This window comes from Flavobacterium bomense, from assembly GCF_003970355.1.
Map to the genome: position 1 here is coordinate 16,609 of NZ_RYDJ01000015.1, position 19,053 is coordinate 35,661.

Annotated in this window: 22 protein-coding genes; 12 read left to right on the plus strand and 10 right to left on the minus strand. The window is 35.5% G+C overall.

All coding sequences use genetic code 11. From position 1 onward, the window contains the following. Positions 1-70: 70 nt before the first annotated feature. Positions 71-526, minus strand: coding sequence for a DinB family protein (locus tag EKL98_RS12170; protein WP_126554694.1), 456 nt, complete (start codon positions 524-526; stop codon positions 71-73). Between the two features lie 75 nt (positions 527-601). On the opposite strand from EKL98_RS12170, the gene EKL98_RS12175 reads away from it, so the two are divergent. From EKL98_RS12175 to EKL98_RS12195, 5 genes are all read left to right on the plus strand, one after another. Further along, the gene (locus EKL98_RS12175; protein ID WP_126452753.1) at positions 602-952 is read left to right on the plus strand and encodes an arsenate reductase family protein; all 351 of its coding nucleotides are present in this window, start codon (positions 602-604) and stop codon (positions 950-952) included. Beyond that, complete coding sequence (locus tag EKL98_RS12180; protein ID WP_126554696.1) at positions 952-1,839, plus strand: DMT family transporter; 888 nt, start codon at positions 952-954, stop codon at positions 1,837-1,839. The genes EKL98_RS12175 and EKL98_RS12180 overlap by 1 nt, the downstream gene beginning before the upstream one ends. Before the next feature lie 184 nt (positions 1,840-2,023). Continuing rightward, entirely contained in the window at positions 2,024-2,884 is an 861-nt protein-coding gene (locus EKL98_RS12185) for a YicC/YloC family endoribonuclease (RefSeq protein ID WP_126554698.1), read from the plus strand. Positions 2,885-2,913: 29 nt separating this feature from the next. Beyond that, positions 2,914-3,489, plus strand: a complete 576-nt coding sequence (gene gmk / locus EKL98_RS12190) for a guanylate kinase (protein ID WP_126554700.1) — start codon at positions 2,914-2,916, stop codon at positions 3,487-3,489. 22 nt (positions 3,490-3,511) lie between these two features. Next, a complete protein-coding gene (locus EKL98_RS12195) occupies positions 3,512-4,381 on the plus strand; it encodes a helix-turn-helix transcriptional regulator (protein ID WP_126562669.1) in 870 nt (289 codons plus the stop codon). Between the two features lie 206 nt (positions 4,382-4,587). Here EKL98_RS12195 and EKL98_RS12200 read toward each other — a convergent pair whose 3' ends face one another. Beyond that, entirely contained in the window at positions 4,588-5,385 is a 798-nt protein-coding gene (locus EKL98_RS12200) for a hypothetical protein (RefSeq protein ID WP_126562671.1), read from the minus strand. Positions 5,386-5,568: 183 nt separating this feature from the next. After that, positions 5,569-6,150 carry a DUF4468 domain-containing protein gene (locus EKL98_RS12205; protein ID WP_126562673.1) on the minus strand — a complete coding sequence of 194 codons (582 nt, stop codon included), beginning with the start codon at positions 6,148-6,150 and terminating at the stop codon, positions 5,569-5,571. 348 nt (positions 6,151-6,498) lie between these two features. Here EKL98_RS12205 and nadD point away from each other — a divergent pair, with 348 nt between their 5' ends. Next, positions 6,499-7,110, plus strand: coding sequence for a nicotinate (nicotinamide) nucleotide adenylyltransferase (gene nadD, locus EKL98_RS12210; RefSeq protein WP_126461831.1), 612 nt, complete (start codon positions 6,499-6,501; stop codon positions 7,108-7,110). Here the strand turns inward: nadD and EKL98_RS12215 are convergent, their stop codons facing one another. Then, positions 7,111-8,007: a LysR family transcriptional regulator gene (locus tag EKL98_RS12215; protein WP_126562674.1), complete on the minus strand. Its 897-nt coding sequence runs from the start codon at positions 8,005-8,007 to the stop codon at positions 7,111-7,113. An 86-nt stretch (positions 8,008-8,093) separates the two neighbouring features. Here EKL98_RS12215 and EKL98_RS12220 point away from each other — a divergent pair, with 86 nt between their 5' ends. The 5 genes from EKL98_RS12220 to EKL98_RS12240 all read left to right on the plus strand — a co-directional run bounded on the left by EKL98_RS12220 (position 8,094) and on the right by EKL98_RS12240 (position 11,844). Beyond that, positions 8,094-8,858: a type 1 glutamine amidotransferase domain-containing protein gene (locus EKL98_RS12220; protein WP_197037211.1), complete on the plus strand. Its 765-nt coding sequence runs from the start codon at positions 8,094-8,096 to the stop codon at positions 8,856-8,858. Positions 8,859-8,862: 4 nt separating this feature from the next. After that, positions 8,863-10,026: an iron-containing alcohol dehydrogenase gene (locus EKL98_RS12225; RefSeq protein ID WP_126562675.1), complete on the plus strand. Its 1,164-nt coding sequence runs from the start codon at positions 8,863-8,865 to the stop codon at positions 10,024-10,026. Positions 10,027-10,336: 310 nt separating this feature from the next. Next, positions 10,337-11,332 (plus strand): NAD(P)H-dependent glycerol-3-phosphate dehydrogenase, encoded by a 996-nt coding sequence (locus EKL98_RS12230; protein WP_126562677.1) that lies wholly within the window; start codon positions 10,337-10,339, stop codon positions 11,330-11,332. A gap of 38 nt (positions 11,333-11,370) precedes the next feature. Next, the gene (locus tag EKL98_RS12235) at positions 11,371-11,586 is read left to right on the plus strand and encodes a hypothetical protein (RefSeq protein ID WP_126461843.1); all 216 of its coding nucleotides are present in this window, start codon (positions 11,371-11,373) and stop codon (positions 11,584-11,586) included. Positions 11,587-11,595: 9 nt separating this feature from the next. Then, positions 11,596-11,844: a hypothetical protein gene (locus EKL98_RS12240; RefSeq protein WP_126562679.1), complete on the plus strand. Its 249-nt coding sequence runs from the start codon at positions 11,596-11,598 to the stop codon at positions 11,842-11,844. Here the strand turns inward: EKL98_RS12240 and EKL98_RS12245 are convergent. The 3 genes from EKL98_RS12245 to EKL98_RS12255 all read right to left on the minus strand — a co-directional run bounded on the left by EKL98_RS12245 (position 11,815) and on the right by EKL98_RS12255 (position 13,760). Further along, positions 11,815-12,222, minus strand: coding sequence for a hypothetical protein (locus EKL98_RS12245; RefSeq protein WP_126461849.1), 408 nt, complete (start codon positions 12,220-12,222; stop codon positions 11,815-11,817). The two genes, EKL98_RS12240 and EKL98_RS12245, sit on opposite strands and share 30 nt — an antisense overlap. 78 nt (positions 12,223-12,300) lie before the next feature. Beyond that, positions 12,301-13,320, minus strand: coding sequence for a phenylalanine--tRNA ligase subunit alpha (gene pheS, locus EKL98_RS12250; RefSeq protein WP_126562681.1), 1,020 nt, complete (start codon positions 13,318-13,320; stop codon positions 12,301-12,303). A gap of 83 nt (positions 13,321-13,403) precedes the next feature. Then, positions 13,404-13,760: a hypothetical protein gene (locus EKL98_RS12255; RefSeq protein ID WP_126461854.1), complete on the minus strand. Its 357-nt coding sequence runs from the start codon at positions 13,758-13,760 to the stop codon at positions 13,404-13,406. A 146-nt stretch (positions 13,761-13,906) separates the two neighbouring features. Here EKL98_RS12255 and EKL98_RS12260 point away from each other — a divergent pair, with 146 nt between their 5' ends. Continuing rightward, positions 13,907-14,410, plus strand: a complete 504-nt coding sequence (locus tag EKL98_RS12260; RefSeq protein WP_126461857.1) for a CvpA family protein — start codon at positions 13,907-13,909, stop codon at positions 14,408-14,410. A gap of 251 nt (positions 14,411-14,661) precedes the next feature. Here the strand turns inward: EKL98_RS12260 and rpe are convergent, their stop codons facing one another. The 3 genes from rpe to EKL98_RS12275 form a co-directional block, all read right to left on the minus strand. Continuing rightward, a complete protein-coding gene (gene rpe / locus EKL98_RS12265; RefSeq protein WP_126461860.1) occupies positions 14,662-15,324 on the minus strand; it encodes a ribulose-phosphate 3-epimerase in 663 nt (220 codons plus the stop codon). A 477-nt stretch (positions 15,325-15,801) separates the two neighbouring features. Continuing rightward, the gene (locus tag EKL98_RS12270; RefSeq protein WP_007137700.1) at positions 15,802-16,665 is read right to left on the minus strand and encodes a sigma-70 family RNA polymerase sigma factor; all 864 of its coding nucleotides are present in this window, start codon (positions 16,663-16,665) and stop codon (positions 15,802-15,804) included. Positions 16,666-16,828: 163 nt separating this feature from the next. Further along, positions 16,829-18,970, minus strand: coding sequence for a polyribonucleotide nucleotidyltransferase (locus EKL98_RS12275; RefSeq protein WP_126452801.1), 2,142 nt, complete (start codon positions 18,968-18,970; stop codon positions 16,829-16,831). Positions 18,971-19,053 lie beyond the last annotated feature (83 nt).

Here is a 19,053-nt window from a genome sequence, read left to right on the forward strand (position 1 = left end):
TCCTTTTCAGGGTTGTGTTTTAATGAAAAACAAAGCAAGTAACAGGGGATTTTTCTTTTGCCAAAAGTGATTAAATAAATTTTCTAATGCTCATCATAATCCCAATGTGAAGCCCTTCATGAAAATCATTGAAAGCCATTGCATCCTGAGCACTTTTTAGCGTATACCCTGTTGATGTAGGATATTCAGTGAAGTTTTTGAAGTTTTTATTTTCAAAATCAAGTTTAGTTTGATTGATAGTTTCAAATAACAAATCCTTCATTTCGGCTAATTCTTCTTGTGTTGCAATATGTTCTGGCTTAGTTCCTTTTTTATATTTTTCTACCATTTCCTCAGAAACCATCATCGGTAAACCCGATAATTTATACACTAATACTTGCTGTGTCACTATTATATGACCGATGTTCCAAATCAGGTTATTGTTGAATCCTTCCGGAATCGTGTTGAGTTGCGCTAAAGTATATCCTTTTAAAAACTGTGAAACTATTTTTCGGCTGGTTAAAGTAATGTCTAATATTTGATTCATTTTTTTATTTTTTGATAAAAATAATCATTTTCCGTGTCAAATGAATTTTCTTTGCACAAAGAAATTGCTATTTATATGGACATAATATATTATCTCGCTTCTTGCGACACCTGCAGAAAAATCATAAAATCACTTCCTAAAGAGCATGATTTTAAGTTTCACGACATCAAACAAGATCCAATTACTGTTGCTGAATTAGAACGAATGCGCGAACTTTCCGGAAGTTATGAAGCGCTTTTTAGCAAAAAAGCACAACTGTACAAATCGATGGATTTAAAAAATAAATCCTTGACCGAAGACGATTATAAAAAATACATTCTGGAACATTACACGTTTTTGAGTCGCCCTGTATTTATCATCAAAGACAAGATTTATATCGGGAATACCCAACAAAATATGTTGCAGGTAATGAAAGCCTTGGCATAATGTCCAAAAGAAATCTTGCACTAATTGGTGCCACAATTGTTTCCATAATTTACGGAGTCACGTTTACTATTGCCAAAGATGTCATGCCGTTGTATATTGATGCCTATGGTTTTATACTGTTGCGCGTAGGTGGTTCAATGATTTTGTTTTGGATCTTTTGGCTTTTTATGCCGAAGGAAAAAATTGCCTCCAATGACTTTCCCCGAATTATTGCCGCAGCTTTCTTTGGCGTAGCATTTAATATGCTTACATTTTTCAAAGGATTAAGCCTTACTTCGCCTATTAGTGCTGCAGTTATCATGGTTTCGACACCAATGATTGTGTTGACGCTTTCGGCTATTATCATGAAGGAACGCATGCAAAAACGAATGGTTTTTGGAATTATACTTGGTCTGATAGGGACTGCTTTTCTTATTCTGTACGGAAAATCCATTGGCAGCGCCACAAACGCCGGGTTGGGAAATTTTCTGGTATTGGTCAATGCTATTTCCTATGGATTTTACCTGATTATCGTCAAGAAATTAATGGATAAATACAATGCGTTTACGTTTGTAAAATGGATTTATTTATTTGGATTTATTATGGTTTTGCCTTTTGGCTGGAGTCAATTTCAAACGGTGGACTGGGCTTTGGTTCCCATGGATATTTGCTGGAAAATTGGATTTGTTGTCGTCATTTCTACATTTCTGACCTATTTGCTTAATTTGCTTTCGATGAAAGAATTAAAACCAACGACGGTTGCCGTTTTTATTTATTTGCAACCGCTATTTGCCACTATTTTTGCGATAAGCTTGGGCAAAGACGAATTGAGTTTGGTAAAAATTGGTTCGGCAGTTTTGATATTTATCGGCGTTTATTTAGTGACACAGAAAAAGAGTGTGCAGTAATCAGCTGTTAGTGTTCAGCGCCTAAATTGCAGGTTATTGTCTTTTATAACGTTCGTTGGGCTATTTATATCAACTCAAAAATTAAAATCTGATTACTAAATATGTACTTATGCCGAGTCACTGTTTACTAAAAACGGACCACTGACCACTTTTTTAGTATCTTTGACCTCTTTTAGAAAATTATATGATACAATCAATGACGGGTTTTGGTAAAGCTACTTTGCAATTACCAACCAAAAAAATCACGGTAGAAGTGAAATCTTTAAACAGTAAAGGTTTGGATTTGAATGTGAGAATGCCTTCGCTGTACCGCGAAATGGAATTGGGTTTACGCAACCAAATCGCACTTAAGCTGGAAAGAGGCAAAGTAGATTTTTCTATTTTTATCGAAACTACCGCCGAACAAACTTCTACGAAAGTAAATGTGCCCATTGTAAAAGGGTACATCAATCAGTTAAGAGAAGTGTATGCTGATGCAGATGAAACGGAACTGATGAAAATGGCGATCCGTATGCCGGACACCATGAAAATAGAACGTGATGAAATCGATGAAAACGACTGGGTACAAATCCAAACCGTTATCGAAGAAGCCTTGCAAAACATCTTGACCTTTAGAAGAGATGAAGGAATGTCTCTTGAAAAAGAATTTCAATTGCGAATTGGCAACATTAGGCAGTATATGACCGAAGCTTTGGCGCTTGATCCAGAACGTGTTCAGGCAATAAAAGACCGTTTGCAAACTGCAATTGCTGAACTTAAAGTGAATGTAGACGAAAACCGTTTTGAGCAGGAATTGATTTATTATTTGGAGAAATTAGACATCACCGAAGAAAAAGTACGTTTGACGAATCACCTGGATTATTTCTTGGAAACCATCAACGGAACGGAGGCCAACGGTAGAAAATTAGGTTTCATTACCCAAGAAATGGGACGTGAAATCAACACGATGGGTTCTAAATCCAATCACGCACAAATGCAGAAATTAGTCGTTCAGATGAAAGACGAATTGGAAAAAATAAAGGAGCAGGTATTGAACGTTCTATAATATAGATACTGAAATAAATTCAGCATAAAATGAGCACAGGAGGAAAATTAATCGTTTTTTCGGCACCATCAGGATCTGGGAAAACCACCATAGTTAGGCATTTATTAAGCAAAGAAGATTTGAATCTGGAGTTTTCTATTTCGGCAGCTTCCCGCGAACCAAGAGGCGAAGAAGTAAACGGAAAAGACTATTATTTCATGTCTACCGAAGACTTTAAAAAACACATCAAGAACGAAGACTTCTTGGAATGGGAAGAAGTGTACCGCGATAATTTCTACGGAACTTTAAAAAGTGAAGTGGAGCGCATCTGGGCAAAAGGAAAAAATGTAATTTTTGATATTGATGTCTCTGGTGGATTGCGCATCAAGCATAAATTCCCGGAAGAAACGTTAGCCGTTTTCGTGAAACCACCAAGCGTAGATGAACTAAAAAGAAGATTAAAGGAACGTTCTACCGAAAGTGATGACAAAATCAATATGCGCATCGCTAAAGCTTCTGTTGAATTGGCTACAGCGCCACAATTTGATGTGATTATAAAAAACTACGATTTAAATATTGCTTTGGAAGAAGCTTATCAATTGGTAAAGAATTATGTAAAGGATTAAATCGAAAAAAGGAAAAAAATCTATGTCAAATTTTGAGCAGTTAAAGCGGCAGGTATCCATTTTGAGAGAAATTCAAAGAGTAGAATACCCTTCAGTGACTGAATTACAAAAACAATTCAATATAAAACCAGCAACTTTTAAGCGTGATATTGAAGCTATAAAACAGTTTTTCACTCCCAATTTAAGTTACGATCCTAAAGCAAAAGGATATAAAATTAACGGAGAAATCGAGGGAGAAGCTCTTTTAATCCTTGAAACTTTTGAGTTACTTGCTTTTGTTCACAGTACTGATGGGGTAAATGAATTTATCATTCCAGAGAAGAGAAAAGCCAGAGGTTCAGAACATTTTTTCATACTTAAAAAGTGTATAGAAGACCAAAAAGCAGTTACATTTTTACATCACAATTATGTCAATAATGAATCGGGGGAATTAAAAGAATGCTTTTTACAGCCACTTGCTCTAAAAGAAAGTCGTGGACGTTGGTATGTTTTAGGAACTAAAGAAGATGGAACGTTCCGGTCTTATGGACTTGATAGGATAACATTATTAGAAGAAACCAGAAACAAATTCGAAAGGAAACTAAACAAGATAGAATTGATAAAAAGATACGAAGATTGTTTTGCCATGTACACTTCTGAAATCCCTGCCGAAAAGGTAATTCTGTCTTACAGCAAGGAAGAAGCTAATTACATCAAATCGTACCCAATCCTTCCCGAACAAGAAATAAAAGAAAAGAATGGACGTGTAGAGGTCACTCTCAACATTAAAATTACTGACGATTTATTTACAGAACTATTGTCTCATGCTCGTTCAATTGAAATCATTGAGCCTTTGCACTTGCGTGAAAGATTTTTCAACTATTTCAAGGAAGCAATAGAGCGGAATCAATAATTTCTTTATATGCAAAAAGGCGTAAGTGACTGACGGATTTCAATTTACACACACACACACACACATTACAGAGTGTCATCTTAAATTGTCGGAGAATCTGTTTGAATATTGCGTTGATAATTCCAATCAAATCATCTAGTTTTTTAGCTGTGATATTAAATGTCTCTTGTCGTTTATATTATGGAGTTTACGTTTCTTCACCCCTACTATTGCAGTCCGTTATCATTTTTAAAATTACAAAGACCTTCCGTTCTTAAAAGGCATAACTCACATTTTGGAACTTTACTGCAAATATTTGCATAGTCTTTTGCGCCAAATATCCAAACTAAATTATCAACATAGGTTGTGTTTCGTTCAATATCCTTGCAGAATTCATTGAAAATTTGAGTTGCTTGCAAAGGATTGGTTTTTAAAGGGAATAAATCCAATCGATCAGTTCCGCAAATTCTTAAAATATGTAGGTCTGGTTTAACTGACCTTACACCGACATTTCTTAAATATTCCATCGCCAAAGTGAAACCTAGTTCTTTAATTTTATATTCACTTTTAGGATTTGATAGTAATTCAGCCGTTTGTTCAGCACTATTCAAGTTAATGAAGTTGTCCATACTACCGTACTTTGTAACAATTTTTTCGAATTGTTTAATATTCTCTCTTAAATTAAGAATTTGATATTTAATTTTTCGATTACCACATTTTATTTCACGGATATTTTCCAATAAATAGTTTGTATCTGATTCTTTTAATTTTTCTGGATTGTAATCCTGAAAAATTATTTTAAGATTTTTTAGGTTTTTTGCAATACCTCCCCACGACCTTTGATTGCTTAACTGAGACAATAGAAGAGCTTTGACATGATCACTTAATGTGAATTCATGCCCTTCTCCTCGCTTTTTACTTGCATCCAACTGTCCAAATCCATCAATAATTGAATTATAGTCGATGTTATTTTGAGTTAAAGTCTTTTCAATTAGTTCAATTATTTTAATATTATTTGTTGCCATTTTTAAAGTTTTAGTGACTAACATTGCTTCAAGCTTCTGATCCATCTCTACATAGCGTGTGGAGATTTTCTCCGAAGTTAGTTGTTATTTTGGAAATATAACTGGTCACGTTTCATTATTTTACCATTAATTTCCGTTGTAAATCCATTAGCATCATTTACATATCTAAAGGCATATATCAAGTTACCAATTTGATGTTTGTGATTTTGCTTCGCCACTTAAATATGCATCTAAAGATTTAGCTAAACCATTGTAATATTCAATATTTGTTTGAATATCTCGATAGTTATTTCTAAATGTACCATCTTCTTTGAAGATTAAATCGGATGTTTTTTCATCTAACGGCATTGAATAATAATATTTTTTTGACCAACCTCCAGAAACATATTTACTAGGTTCTGTATAAGTGGTAACGCTTGAAATATCAAACTTAACTTTACCATCTTTAAAGTAAAATTCAATTTCGTATTTAGTTGAGTAATAGGTTGTCATACCCATAACCTTCATCCAAGAAATATTAGAATCCATACCTTCAATTCTAATATAAGAGTTTTCGTTTTTGGCTAATATTACCTTTTCGGGGTTTTTGTAAGTTTCATTAATCCAATCTAATGCTTTTTGGTACAACTCCTTATCTGTTTGACCGTTTTTGTCTATTACAACATATTCAGTGAAACCTTTTTCTTTAGTAAAAGAAAATTCCTTTTCTTGACCAAAACTTACTACACTTAACATAACCATTAATCCTAAAATAATCTTCTTCATAATCTAATTTTGTTTTTTTATTAAATTGCCGCAAGTTTATAACGGCATAATCCTTCTTCGTCACAATGGTGCAAAGATATTTGTCACCAGTATCAAAACATGATACTCAAAAATAAACTTGCAAAAAACCACAAATAAAAGAAACCAAAGCATGAAAATCGGGCTCTGTTTTGGCACATTCAATACTACATATCGGTAATTTAATCATTGCCATTCAGCAGAATTAGATTTCTTTGTTTTATTTATTTAAATTTACTCTCGAAAAACACTGTCATGGAGGAATTTTCTAGTGTCATTCCGAGGAACGAGGAATGACAAACTAACTTAGGCAAACTACATTGATATATTATGAAAATAGGACTTTATTTCGGAACGTTTAACCCCATTCATATTGGACATCTTATCATTGCCAATCACATGGCCGAGCATGCTAATATAGACCAAGTATGGATGGTGGTTACGCCACACAATCCTTTGAAGAAAAAAAATACTTTGCTTGATGATTACCATCGGTTGCAAATGGTATATCTTGCTACTGAAGATTTTCCAAAAATCAAACCTTCGGATATTGAGTTTAAATTGTCACAGCCCAATTATACAATAAATACCTTAGTTCACTTGCAGGAAAAATACCCCAATTACGAATTCTCGTTAATCATGGGCGAAGACAATCTAAGGTCGTTGTACAAATGGAAAAACTACGAAGCTATTCTGGCGCATCACGAGATTTATGTGTATCCTAGACTCGAAACCAAGGGCCAAACCGGCGAAGCTATTTCTTTGGAAGTAGAAAATCTAACTTTCAAGAATCACCCAAAAATCCACCTGATTGACGCTCCGGTTGTTGAAATATCATCTACATTTATTCGGGATAATATCAAAAAAGGGAAAAATGTACAGCCTTTATTGCCCGCTAAAGTTTGGGAATGTATTGATCACAATAACTTTTATAAGAAGTAATTACGCCAGAATTCTTTTTAATTCCAATTGAATATTCTCAAAAACAGGACTCAAATTATCATTTTTACCGGATAACACATATACTTCTGTACTTGGCATTTGCTTGCTGTTCCACATCAATTGGATTTTATTTTCTGCTATTAAACTTTTTGCGTTTATATCCCAAACAACGGCTATTCCGGTATTTTTCGAAATTATTTCAAGCATTTCATACTCGGACGGAATGATATAATTGGGAATCATCGAGGGCCTTTTTTTACTAAAAACATGCAGCCAAAACAACTTTATATGCGGAATCTGTGCATTGTGGCTGAACCACTTTTGGTCGTTTAACCACTGTTCAGTTGCAGAGAAATTCTTTATTTTGATATTAGATTTTAACTCAGAAGCATCAATGTTATTGGAACCAACAATCACTTGTTTGATTTCGCCAACCTTTTTCTGAATGGTGTCAAACGTGTCATATTGTTTGGTAACAATAGCAAAATCGAGTTTTTTAGAATCGACCAATTCAAAAAGTGTGTCGTTCTCATGGAAACTAAAATCTATAAAATCAAATTCTGAAATTAAGGCATTTCCCAAACTGATCATCAAGTGTTTCGAGATGCCAATGGATATTAATCGATTCGCATCAAACGCTTTGGCACGAAAACCATTCTCCACATTTTCCAATCGGTCCAACGCCTCGATGATTAGATTATTGAGTAACTTAGCATATTCTGTTGGCTCCACACCTTTTGACTTTCGATTAAAAAGTTTATATCCGACATGTGCTTCCAACATTGATATTTGTTGACTTACAGCGGGTTGACTGATAAATAATTCCTTGGCAGCCAACGAAAAATTACCGTTTTTATAAACGGATTTAAACGTTCTGTACCATTCGAGATTAACCATGATATAAATATATTTATCACAAACATAATTTAAATTATTTTTACTAATAGCATATTCGCACTAAATTTGTAGAAACAAAATAAGAAATGAAGAAAATTGCATTCTTTGCCATTATAGCATTAACAGTAAGTTGCATTACAGCAACTGCACAAAATAAAAAAAGTATGAAAAAAGTATTATTTGTTGTTACGAGTCACGATAAACTAGGTAACACGGGAGAAAAAACAGGATTTTGGACAGAAGAACTTGCCGCGCCATATTATGAATTAGTAGATAAAGGAGTTGTTATTGATATTGCTACCCCGTTAGGAGGACAACCACCTATAGATCCAAAAAGTGAAGATCCATCTGCAGCAACTGAAGATACTAAACGATTTGATGCTGATACTGAATTATTGGCAAAACTGAAAAATACGCACAAATTAGCCGATGTAAAAGAATCGGATTATGATGCCGTTTTTTATCCAGGAGGTCATGGACCGTTATGGGATTTAGCCACGGATGAAAATTCAAGCGCTTTGATTGAAGCTTTTTATACGAATAATAAACCTGTCGCTTTTGTATGTCATTCACCAGCAGTGTTGAAAAACGTAAAAGTAAATGGGGATTTTTTGGTAAAAGGAAAAAAAGTAACCGGATTTTCTAATACGGAAGAGGAAGCTGTAGGCTTAACTGATGTCGTACCATTTTTATTAGAGGATGCGTTGCAAGCTAACGGGGCCAAATATTCAAAAATAGGGGATTGGCAACCGTATGCAGTAGAAGATGGCTTATTGATTACAGGTCAGAACCCGGCTTCATCTAAACTCGTTGCAGAAAAATTATTAAATCAATTGAATTTAAAAAAATAAAAACATGTTAAACTTCGAATTATACAATCCTACTAATTTAATTTTTGGAAAAGGACAAATTGAAAAACTTTCTACTTTAGTTCCACAGGGGGCAAAAATTCTTTTGGCTTATGGAGGCGGAAGTATTTTTAAAAATGGAATCCATGAACAGGTAGTTAATGCTTTAAAAGGTTTTGAAATCGTCGAATTTTCGGGAATTGAGCCAAACCCGCATTTTGAAACATTGATGAAAGCAGTTGCGATTATCAAAGAGCAAAAAGTAGATTTTATTCTTGCAGTAGGTGGTGGATCCGTAATTGACGGGGTAAAATTCATTTCGGCTGCCGTGAACTTTGACGGAAACCCTATTGATATTCTTCAAAAACGAGTATTAACTAAAGATGTATCTAAAATTATTCCTTTTGGAACAGTTTTAACGTTACCGGCAACGGGAAGTGAAATGAATTCTGGCGGTGTAGTTACCATTGAATCTACACAAGAAAAATTATCATTTGGTGGTAGCGCCTTGTTTCCAAAATTTTCTATTTGCGATCCAACCGTCATTGAATCCTTACCCAAAAGACAATTGGAAAACGGAGTTGTTGATGCCTATACCCATGTTTTGGAACAATATCTAACCTATCCACATGAAGGATATCTTCAAGATAGAATTGCCGAAAGTATTTTACAGACCTTGATTCAAGTTGGCCCTGATGTTGTTGAGAATCCTAAAGATTATGCTTTGGCTTCTAACTTTATGTGGAGTTGTACGATGGCTCTAAATGGATTAATCCAGAAAGGAGTTCCTTCGGATTGGGCTACACACATGATTGGCCATGAATTAACCGCTTTGTACGGAATTGATCATGCTAGAACATTGGCGGTTGTAGGTCCAAATTTATACCGAGTGATGTTTGAAACCAAAAAAGGAAAACTGGCACAATACGGAAAACGTATTTTCAATTTGACTGGAACTGAGGATGAAATAGCAAACGAAGCGATCAATAAAACAGTTGAGTTTTTCCATACAATGGGAATGGAGACTAAATTATCGGATTACACCAAAGACTATGATAAAACGGCTGATTTTATAGTAAACCGCTTCAAAGAAAGAGGTTGGCTGGGATTAGGAGAAAAAGAAAATATCACTTTAGAAAAAGTGAAATCAATTGTAGAAATGAGTTATTAATTCAAATAATCAGATTACCGATTGAAGTATTTTTAAATAAAAAGGCGTTCTCATTTTGTATGGGAACGCCTTTTAAAATTCAAATTATAACTAACTAATTCAATTCTGTTTTTTTTGTTAAAACAGTAACTATAATAAAAGAATAACGGTAGTAATGTGTTTATATTGTGTTTGAAAATCAAATGTTTTAAATTTAATTTAATATATTGTGATATTATTATTGAAAACCCCTGTGAATCCCAGATTTAAGGCGGTGCTTTTTTGGCTTGATTCATAGTTTTTAAGTACTTTTGATTAAATTCAATAAAAAATGACTGAAAACATAAAATTTGCAGTAATTGGTGGTGGGAGCTGGGCAACAGCCATAGCTAAAATGTTATGCGTAAATCTTACCGAAATTTCATGGTACATGCGCAATGATGCTGCTATAGAACACATCAAGACCTACAAACACAATCCAAATTACCTAAGCTCTGTTGAATTTGATACCCAAAAATTGAAGCTAACCAATGATATCAATGAAGCAGTAGCCTATGCGGACTACGTTATCTTTGCTATTCCTTCCGCTTTTTTAGAGGGTGAATTAGAAAAATTGACTGTTTCGTTGAAAGATAAAATTATTTTTTCGGCTATAAAAGGGATTGTTCCTGAGACCAGTTTGATTGTAGGGGAACATTTCCATGTAAAATATGATATTCCTTATTATAACATTGGTGTAATCTCTGGTCCTTGTCACGCAGAAGAAGTGGCTATGGAGCGGTTATCATATCTGACAATTGCATGTGGCGACTCTGATAAGGCAAAAATTGTTGCCGATACTCTTGCTGGAAATTACATTAAGACTAAAATTACAGATGATATTATAGGAACTGAATATGCTGCGATGCTAAAGAACATTTATGCCATTGCTGCAGGAATGGCCCATGGACTGGGTTATGGAGATAATTTCCAATCCGTATTGATGAGTAATGGGATTAGGGAAATGAAAAAATTTATCAAGAAAGTTCATAAAATGAAACGCAACATCAATGATTCTGCTTATTTAGGCGATTTACTGGTTACAGGCTATTCCGTTTTTTCGAGGAACAGAATGTTTGGTAATATGATAGGTAAAGGCTACACGGTGAAATCAGCAATGATGGAAATGAGCATGGTTGCTGAAGGATATTACGCTACTAAAAGTGCTTATAAGCTAAATCAGGCTTATGGTGCCAAAACACCTATTATTGATGCCGTTTATGAGGTTTTATACGAAGGAAAAGATGCGAAAACCATATTTAAGAAACTGACCGACAAACTGGATTAATTCTGCTATATATTTAATAATCAAAATACAATCATGTCATGAGTGAAAGATGGAAATATCAAATTAAAACTGGCGGAATTTGGGGTGTATTTATGACAGTTTTCAATGTGTTATTCGACATAAAAGAAATCCCTTTTTCAGTACAAGTCGCTACGCCTAATTTTTATATTCGAGCAGCTGCTTATATCGGTGTAGGGATTTTTGTTTTAGGTTATTTTACATGGAAATCCAAAGTTAAACAACAAAATCGCTAAATCATTTTTATGAGTAAAAGGTGGCGATTTCAGATTAAAAACGGGATGCGTTGGGGAATTATTCTTTCCCTAAGCTTGCTCGTTTTTGACTTATTCGAACGCTCTTTTGAAGATGCTTTTTTCTCCAAAAGAAACCTGTTCCGAACGCTTTATTTCGTCTTATTCGGAATATTTGTAATAGGATATTTAAATTGGAAGAAAAAAATTAAACGCGACAATAGTGCTGATTTATCTCACGATAATACCATCAATAAATAAAATAGGCACTTCTTCGACTGCTGATTCGCAGATGGATTGTGCTTTGAAAATGTATTTTTTATCGTATAGTTTGTCTCCGATAAAGAAAGTCAGCATGAATTCATTGTTGAGTGCCAAAACGCTTTTTTCAATCATTTCGATTTTCATTACTGAAACTGGCGGAACTGCTACAAAAGCGTGGCGCAAGAGGGATGTTTTTTTCATTTCACCGTTGATGGTTCCAAATGCCTTAGAAACAACCATGACGCTTTCGATTAAAAAGTCACTGTCATTTATTAAATAGGCGTACCATACTTTTTCCATGAAATCGTCGCTCCATTCTTGGACTGCAGCTAGGAATACGTTTTCTACTTCGGGGGTGATGATGTCGGATTTCATTTGATTGTTGAGTGATGATTACCGATTTTTGATTTCAGATTTAAACTTCTAAAATCAAAAATCAGTGCTCTTAAATTTTTATATACTTGATTTGAATTGTTCTAAGAAACGTACGTCATTTTCGTAGAACATACGGATGTCGCCTATTTGATACAACAACATGGCAATTCTTTCGATTCCCATTCCAAAGGCAAATCCGTTGTATTCCTCAGGATTGATGCCGCAATTTTTTAAAACGTTTGGATCCACCATTCCACAGCCCATGATCTCTAACCATCCGGTTCCTTTGGTTATTCTATAATCAGTTTCTGTTTTAAGTCCCCAATAAATATCAACCTCAGCGCTTGGCTCCGTAAAAGGAAAGTAGGAGGGACGCAGACGGATTTTTGATTTTCCGAACATCTCTTTGGTAAAATACAAAAGGGTTTGTTTTAAGTCGGCAAAAGAAACATCTTTGTCTATATACAGCCCTTCCACTTGGTGAAAAATGCAGTGAGAACGAGAGGACACGGCTTCATTACGAAAAACTCTTCCCGGAGAAATGGTCCGAATTGGCGGTTTATTTTCTTCCATGTAACGTACCTGTACAGAAGAGGTGTGTGTGCGCAACAAAATATCAGGGTTGGTTTGTATGAAAAATGTGTCTTGCATGTCGCGAGCCGGATGGTATTCCGGGAGGTTCAATGCGGTAAAATTATGCCAGTCGTCTTCGATTTCAGGACCTTCGGAAACATTGAAACCAATATTTGAAAAGATATCAATAATTTGGTTCTTCACCAATGAAATAGGATGGCGGGAACCGATAGTTATTGGTTCAGCCGAACGCGTGAGATCCCCGTAAAAGCCTTTGGTTTCTTCTTTGTTTTCTAAAGCTTCCTGAAGGGTTTTTACTTTGTCTTCGGCAGATGCTTTGAGCAGGTTGATTACTTGTCCGAATTCCTTTTTTTGATCGTTAGGCACATTTTTGAATTCCGCAAAAAGGTCTTTTAAAAGCCCTTTGCTTCCTAAGAATTTGATTCGGAACGTTTCTAGTTCTGCTGCGTTTTGCGTTGAAAAAGCATTTGCTTCGCCAATATATTCTTTTATCTTATCTATCATTTTCATTCCAATAATTAATTATGCAAATTTAGTGATTTTTGTTGATAGGGACAAGTCACGACTGGCCCGTACAATAAATAATATCAATCAATAAGTTCCTTCTCCAGGAAATAATTCACAATGGCTTCTTTCATTAAAACGGATTGTTCTCCAGCTTTTAGCGGTGGTAATTCCTCTTTTACTTTGTAATGTGGCCAACCTTCCTCGTCAAAAAATTCAAATTCATAGAATCCATAAGGCTCTAATAACCTGCAAATCGCGATATGCATTAGGTTTAGTTTTTCGTCTTTCTTGTATTCGTTATGTACTTTCCCGAGTTCTTGTACGCCAATTAGATAAATAATAGCGTCTAAATCTAAATCTTCCCCTTGAGAAAATTGATTGGAAAGTATATTTACAAGCTGTTCCCAGCGTTCTTTAAGTTGTGTGTCTCTTGACATTTTTGTTGAATTATGAATTATGAGTCATGAGTTATTAATTCATTTGTCATAAAATTATTTTTCGCAAAGATAAGAACTTGAAAATTGACTATGGTAAAGAATAATTCTTTTATATTTGCTGTTTGATCGTTGCAAATTAATTAAGTATGGGATTTTTTGATATCATTTTGGGTGTATTGCTTGCTTTTGCTTTTTACAAAGGCCTTCAAAACGGTCTTTTTGTGGAGTTAGCATCACTAATTTCACTACTGGCCGGTATTTATATTGCAGTACAATTTTCCTCCTATATGCGGGATATTTTAGTGGGATTTGTCAAATGGAATCCTAATACCATTCAAGTAGTAGCTTTTGTTCTTACGTTCATTATTGTAGTTGTTGTGGTTTCAGGTTTAGGTAAATTCCTGACAGGAGTAGCTGATTTTGCTTTTTTGGGCTGGTTGAATGCTTTGGGAGGTGGTTTTTTCAGGGTGCTGAAAACTGTTTTGATTCTGGGTATTGTTTTCGCGGTTTTCGAGAAGATTAACTACAACCATCTGTTGGCCAAAAAAGAGACGCTGGATAATTCTCTTTTTTATAATCCAATCCAAAAAACAGCTGGATTCATTTATCCTTCGCTACAGGAATGGTATGGTAGTTTGAAGAAAAAGTAAGTAGTAATGCGTTTTTAGTTGCAGTTTCAACCTTAAACCACAGCGAGAAAATTTAGATGATTGGTCTTTTAAATCCGTAATTGTTTGTTTAAGCTTTTTCTATTTTGTCTTTAAAGCGCTCAATGAGTTTTTCAGAGCGTTCCTTTATAAAAGTTGCATTGACCGTGACAGCCTCTAGTTGGTTTTTGTAATTGCTATTTTCATTTTAAACCCGTCCCGATCTAATAACTATTGAATCGGGACTTTTAGTATTATAGGTTTGTCAATTTCTTCAGATCAGCAATTGTAGCTGTTGGATTTTCTGCTTTAAAAACATAACTTCCGGCTACCAGTACATCAGCTCCGGCTTCTACAAGTTGTTTTGCGTTTTTGTTGGTAACACCGCCATCTACTTCAATAATTGTTTTTGCTTCTTTTTTAGTGATTAAAGCTTTTAGCTTCTCAATTTTAGCATAGGTATTTTCGATAAATGATTGTCCGCCAAAACCTGGATTTACACTCATGATGCAAACCAAATCAATGTCGTTGATTACATCTTCTAGCAAGTCAATATTTGTGTGTGGATTAATGGCAACGCCAGCTTTCATTCCTTCGGCTTTGATGGCTTGCAGGGTTCTGTGAAGATGGGTACAAGCTTCGTAGTGTACGCTTAGAATATTGGCGCCCAATTCAGCAAAAGTTTTGATGTAGCGATCTGGATCTACAATCATCAAGTGAACGTCGATTGTTTTTTTTGCATGGCGGTTTATGGCTTCCAAAACGGGCATTCCGTACGAAATGTTAGGTACAAAAACACCATCCATGATGTCAATATGAAACCAATCGGCTTCACTGTCATTGATCATTTCGATATCGCGTTGTAGGTTTCCAAAATCGGCCGCAAGTACTGATGGTGCAATAAGAGTATTTTTCATTGTGTAGTTGTTATGTAGTAAAGATGCACTGCAGTGCATCTTTACAGTTTGTGTTGTTTGTGCAAAAGTAGTTTTTTTGCAGCAATTGGTGAAAGTTTTTTTAGAAGGGACAACTCGCGAGTTGTCCGTACATTGCGCGTAAGGGATAGAGGCGGCATCCTCGTAGCGTAGCGGAGAGATACAGCCGATAGCCCGACCCGAAGTTTTTACGGAGGGTTACGCCATAGTAGTGAGAAATGAATGGTGAGAAGAATTTAGATTTTAAAAATATAACTCCTGATATCCGAGCCGAGCCAAGCGAACTGAATGGAGTTTTGCTTAAAAAAATAAAACTCCGGTAATCAGCCGGAGTTTCAATCATCAATCAAAAAACGAACAGTTAATCAGACCGTCGTTAGCTATTAGTCACAAGTTTAAAATCAAAAGTCATAATGTTGTAGAACGTTATGACTTTTGATTTTTAAAAAATTGACTGTTTTATCCTAAATAGGTTTTTAGTATTTTGCTTCTTGAAGTGTGTTTTAATCTTCGGATTGCTTTTTCCTTGATTTGACGAACACGTTCTCGAGTCAGGTCGAAAGTTTCGCCAATTTCCTCTAAGGTCATTGGGTGTTGATCACCAAGACCAAAGTACAAACGAACTACATCAGCCTCTCTTGGAGTCAATGTTTCTAGGGAACGCTCGATTTCGGTACGCAATGATTCGTGGATTAATTCTCTGTCTGGATTTGGTGATTCGCCGGAACGTAAAACGTCATAAAGGTTAGAATCTTCTCCTTCTACAAGAGGCGCATCCATGGATAAGTGACGGCCAGAGTTTTTCATACTCTCTTTTACGTCATTTACGGTCATATCAAGTTCTTTTGCAATTTCCTCAGCAGAAGGTGGGCGCTCGTTAGATTGCTCTAATAAAGCGTACATTTTGTTGATTTTATTGATAGAACCAATTTTGTTCAAAGGCAAACGAACGATACGAGATTGTTCAGCCAATGCTTGTAAGATAGATTGACGAATCCACCAAACGGCATACGAGATGAATTTAAAACCACGTGTTTCATCAAAACGTTGTGCTGCTTTTATAAGTCCAAGGTTTCCTTCGTTGATCAAATCGGGAAGGGTTAATCCTTGATTTTGGTATTGTTTGGCTACAGATACTACGAAACGTAAATTGGCTTTCGTCAATTTTTCTAATGCTTTCTGGTCGCCGGCTTTAATTTTTTGTGCTAATTCTACCTCTTCGTCTGCGGTAATAAGGTCAACTTTACCAATTTCTTGTAAATACTTGTCTAATGAAGCGGTTTCACGATTGGTTACCTGCTTGGTGATTTTTAGTTGTCTCATGTTTTTTTTGTCTCCTAAATTTTAAGTGTACAAATGGTTATACGTATGAAGTTGCCTAAAAGTTACAATTGTTTTAAAATAAATTTATATAAAACAAAAATCCCGTTTCAAATTCATGAAACGGGATTCCCTATAAATAAACCTTTAGTAAACTAAGATCTGATTACTCTTTTCTTTCCTCACGAGGAGGTCTTGGTAAAAGTGCTTTTCTGGACACTTTTTCTTTTCTGGTTTTTGGATCCAGTCCAAGGTATTTCACCATAAAGACATCGCCCATATTGACCACATCCGAAACGTTTTCAGTGCGTTCCCAAGCTAACTCGGATACGTGTAATAAAACTTCGTTTCCTGGAACAGCTGTGTATTCTACAACGGCACCAAAATCTAGCATTTTGATTACTTTCACTTCGTAAGCTTCGTTCATTTGTGGTTTGAAAGTGATGGACTCAATTTTAGCCAATACCGCTTCAATTCCGGCAGGATCTGTTCCTAGAATTTCAATAACTCCTTGCTCATTTACTTCATTGATAACGATAGTAGTTCCTGTAGATTTTTGTAATTCTTGAATCACTTTTCCACCAGGTCCAATCAATGCACCAATAAAGTTGCCAGGAATTGTTCTTGTGATGATTTTTGGAGCATACGCTTTTACATCTGCTTTTGGAGCAGCTAAAACTTCTATAATTTTTCCAAGAATATGCAAACGACCTTCACGAGCTTGAGCTAAAGCTTCTTCCATGATGTTGTACGCCAATCCTTCAATTTTTATGTCCATTTGACAAGCGGTAATTCCATCTGCGGTTCCGGTTACTTTAAAATCCATGTCTCCTAAGTGATCTTCATCACCAAGAATATCAGACAATACAGCGAATCGGCCTGTTTTTTCATCAGAAATTAATCCCATTGCAATCCCGGAAACGGGTTTGGTCATTTGAATCCCGGCATCCATAAGAGCTAATGTTCCGGCACAAACGGTTGCCATTGAAGATGAACCATTTGATTCTAATACTTCAGATACAATACGAATGGTATAAGGACAATCAGCAGGAATCATGTTTTTCAAAGCACGTTGTGCTAAGTTTCCGTGACCCACTTCTCTTCTTGAAGTTCCTCTTAATGGTTTTGCTTCACCAGTAGAAAAAGGAGGGAAGTTATAATGCAAGTAGAATTTTTCTTCGCCTTGTTGTGATGGAGAGTCAATTTGGTTTGCTTCTCTGGAAGTTCCTAAAGTAGCTGTTGCCAATGCTTGAGTTTCTCCTCTTGTAAATAAAGCAGATCCGTGAACTGAAGGTAAATAATCAACTTCAGCCCAAATTGGACGAATTTGATTTGTTTTTCTACCGTCCAGACGTGTGCCTAAATCAAGGGTTACATTACGAACGGCTTCTTTACTGGATTTAGCAAAATATTTTGAAACTAAATCACCGTTTTCAGCTAATTCTTCCTCAGTAAACAATGCTTTTACAGCTTCTTTTGCTTCCGCAAATTGAGCTGTTCTTTCGTGTTTTGCTGTTCCTTGTTTTGCAATTGCATAACATTTGTCATAAGCTGCAGCATTTACTTTTTCATAAATAGCCACATCTTCTCTTTCTTGATCGTAAGTTCGTACTTCTTTTTTACCAAAAGCAGCAACTAATCGTTCTTGAGCAGCAATTTGAATTTTGATTGCCTCGTGCGCAAATTTAATCGCTTCAACCATTTCGGCTTCTGAAATTTCTTTCATTTCTCCTTCTACCATTGCGATAGATTCTTTTGAAGCGCCAATCATCATGTCAATATCAGACAATTCTAATTGAGTACGACTTGGGTTGATGATGAAATGACCGTCAACTCTGGCTACACGAACTTCAGAAATTAAAGTTGAAAAAGGAATATCAGATAAAGATAAAGCTGCCGAAGCGGCTAAACCGGCTAATGCATCTGGCATTACGTTTTCATCATGCGACATCAATTGAATCATCACTTGCGTTTCTGCATGATAATCTTTTGGGAAAAGAGGACGCAATACACGATCCACTAAACGCATAGTTAATATTTCATTATCGCTTGGTCTTGCTTCTCTTTTAAAGAAACCACCTGGAAAACGCCCGGCGGCAGCAAATTTTTCACGATAATCTAATGTTAAGGGCAAGAAGTCAATTCCTGGGCTTGCTTTTCTGGCAGATACAACTGTTGCCAGCAACACTGCATTTCCCATTCGTACTTCTACGGCACCGTCAGCTTGTTTGGCTAATTTTCCGGTCTCGATTGAGATGCTTCTCCCATCTCCTAAATCGATAATTTCTCTTGAAACTTTTGGAATCATAATTGTATTTTCTTGATTAAACAATGGATTTTAGTTGTGTTGTAGTTATTTTGCGTAGTTAATGCTTAAAACCCAATGAAAAA

Coding starts and splice junctions, on each gene's coding strand:
- EKL98_RS12195 (WP_126562669.1), top strand. CDS start 3,512: ATGTCAAATTTTGAGCAGTTAAAGCGGCAGGTATCCATTTTGAGAGAA.
- EKL98_RS12270 (WP_007137700.1), bottom strand. CDS start 16,665: ATGAGACAACTAAAAATCACCAAGCAGGTAACCAATCGTGAAACCGCT.
- EKL98_RS12220 (WP_197037211.1), top strand. CDS start 8,094: ATGAAGAAAATTGCATTCTTTGCCATTATAGCATTAACAGTAAGTTGC.
- EKL98_RS12200 (WP_126562671.1), bottom strand. CDS start 5,385: ATGGCAACAAATAATATTAAAATAATTGAACTAATTGAAAAGACTTTA.
- EKL98_RS12215 (WP_126562674.1), bottom strand. CDS start 8,007: ATGGTTAATCTCGAATGGTACAGAACGTTTAAATCCGTTTATAAAAAC.
- EKL98_RS12205 (WP_126562673.1), bottom strand. CDS start 6,150: ATGAAGAAGATTATTTTAGGATTAATGGTTATGTTAAGTGTAGTAAGT.
- EKL98_RS12170 (WP_126554694.1), bottom strand. CDS start 526: ATGAATCAAATATTAGACATTACTTTAACCAGCCGAAAAATAGTTTCA.
- gmk (WP_126554700.1), top strand. CDS start 2,914: ATGAGCACAGGAGGAAAATTAATCGTTTTTTCGGCACCATCAGGATCT.
- EKL98_RS12175 (WP_126452753.1), top strand. CDS start 602: ATGGACATAATATATTATCTCGCTTCTTGCGACACCTGCAGAAAAATC.
- EKL98_RS12275 (WP_126452801.1), bottom strand. CDS start 18,970: ATGATTCCAAAAGTTTCAAGAGAAATTATCGATTTAGGAGATGGGAGA.
- pheS (WP_126562681.1), bottom strand. CDS start 13,320: ATGATAGATAAGATAAAAGAATATATTGGCGAAGCAAATGCTTTTTCA.
- EKL98_RS12245 (WP_126461849.1), bottom strand. CDS start 12,222: ATGAAATCCGACATCATCACCCCCGAAGTAGAAAACGTATTCCTAGCT.
- nadD (WP_126461831.1), top strand. CDS start 6,499: ATGAAAATAGGACTTTATTTCGGAACGTTTAACCCCATTCATATTGGA.
- EKL98_RS12180 (WP_126554696.1), top strand. CDS start 952: ATGTCCAAAAGAAATCTTGCACTAATTGGTGCCACAATTGTTTCCATA.
- EKL98_RS12225 (WP_126562675.1), top strand. CDS start 8,863: ATGTTAAACTTCGAATTATACAATCCTACTAATTTAATTTTTGGAAAA.
- EKL98_RS12185 (WP_126554698.1), top strand. CDS start 2,024: ATGATACAATCAATGACGGGTTTTGGTAAAGCTACTTTGCAATTACCA.
- rpe (WP_126461860.1), bottom strand. CDS start 15,324: ATGAAAAATACTCTTATTGCACCATCAGTACTTGCGGCCGATTTTGGA.
- EKL98_RS12240 (WP_126562679.1), top strand. CDS start 11,596: ATGAGTAAAAGGTGGCGATTTCAGATTAAAAACGGGATGCGTTGGGGA.
- EKL98_RS12260 (WP_126461857.1), top strand. CDS start 13,907: ATGGGATTTTTTGATATCATTTTGGGTGTATTGCTTGCTTTTGCTTTT.
- EKL98_RS12230 (WP_126562677.1), top strand. CDS start 10,337: ATGACTGAAAACATAAAATTTGCAGTAATTGGTGGTGGGAGCTGGGCA.
- EKL98_RS12235 (WP_126461843.1), top strand. CDS start 11,371: ATGAGTGAAAGATGGAAATATCAAATTAAAACTGGCGGAATTTGGGGT.
- EKL98_RS12255 (WP_126461854.1), bottom strand. CDS start 13,760: ATGTCAAGAGACACACAACTTAAAGAACGCTGGGAACAGCTTGTAAAT.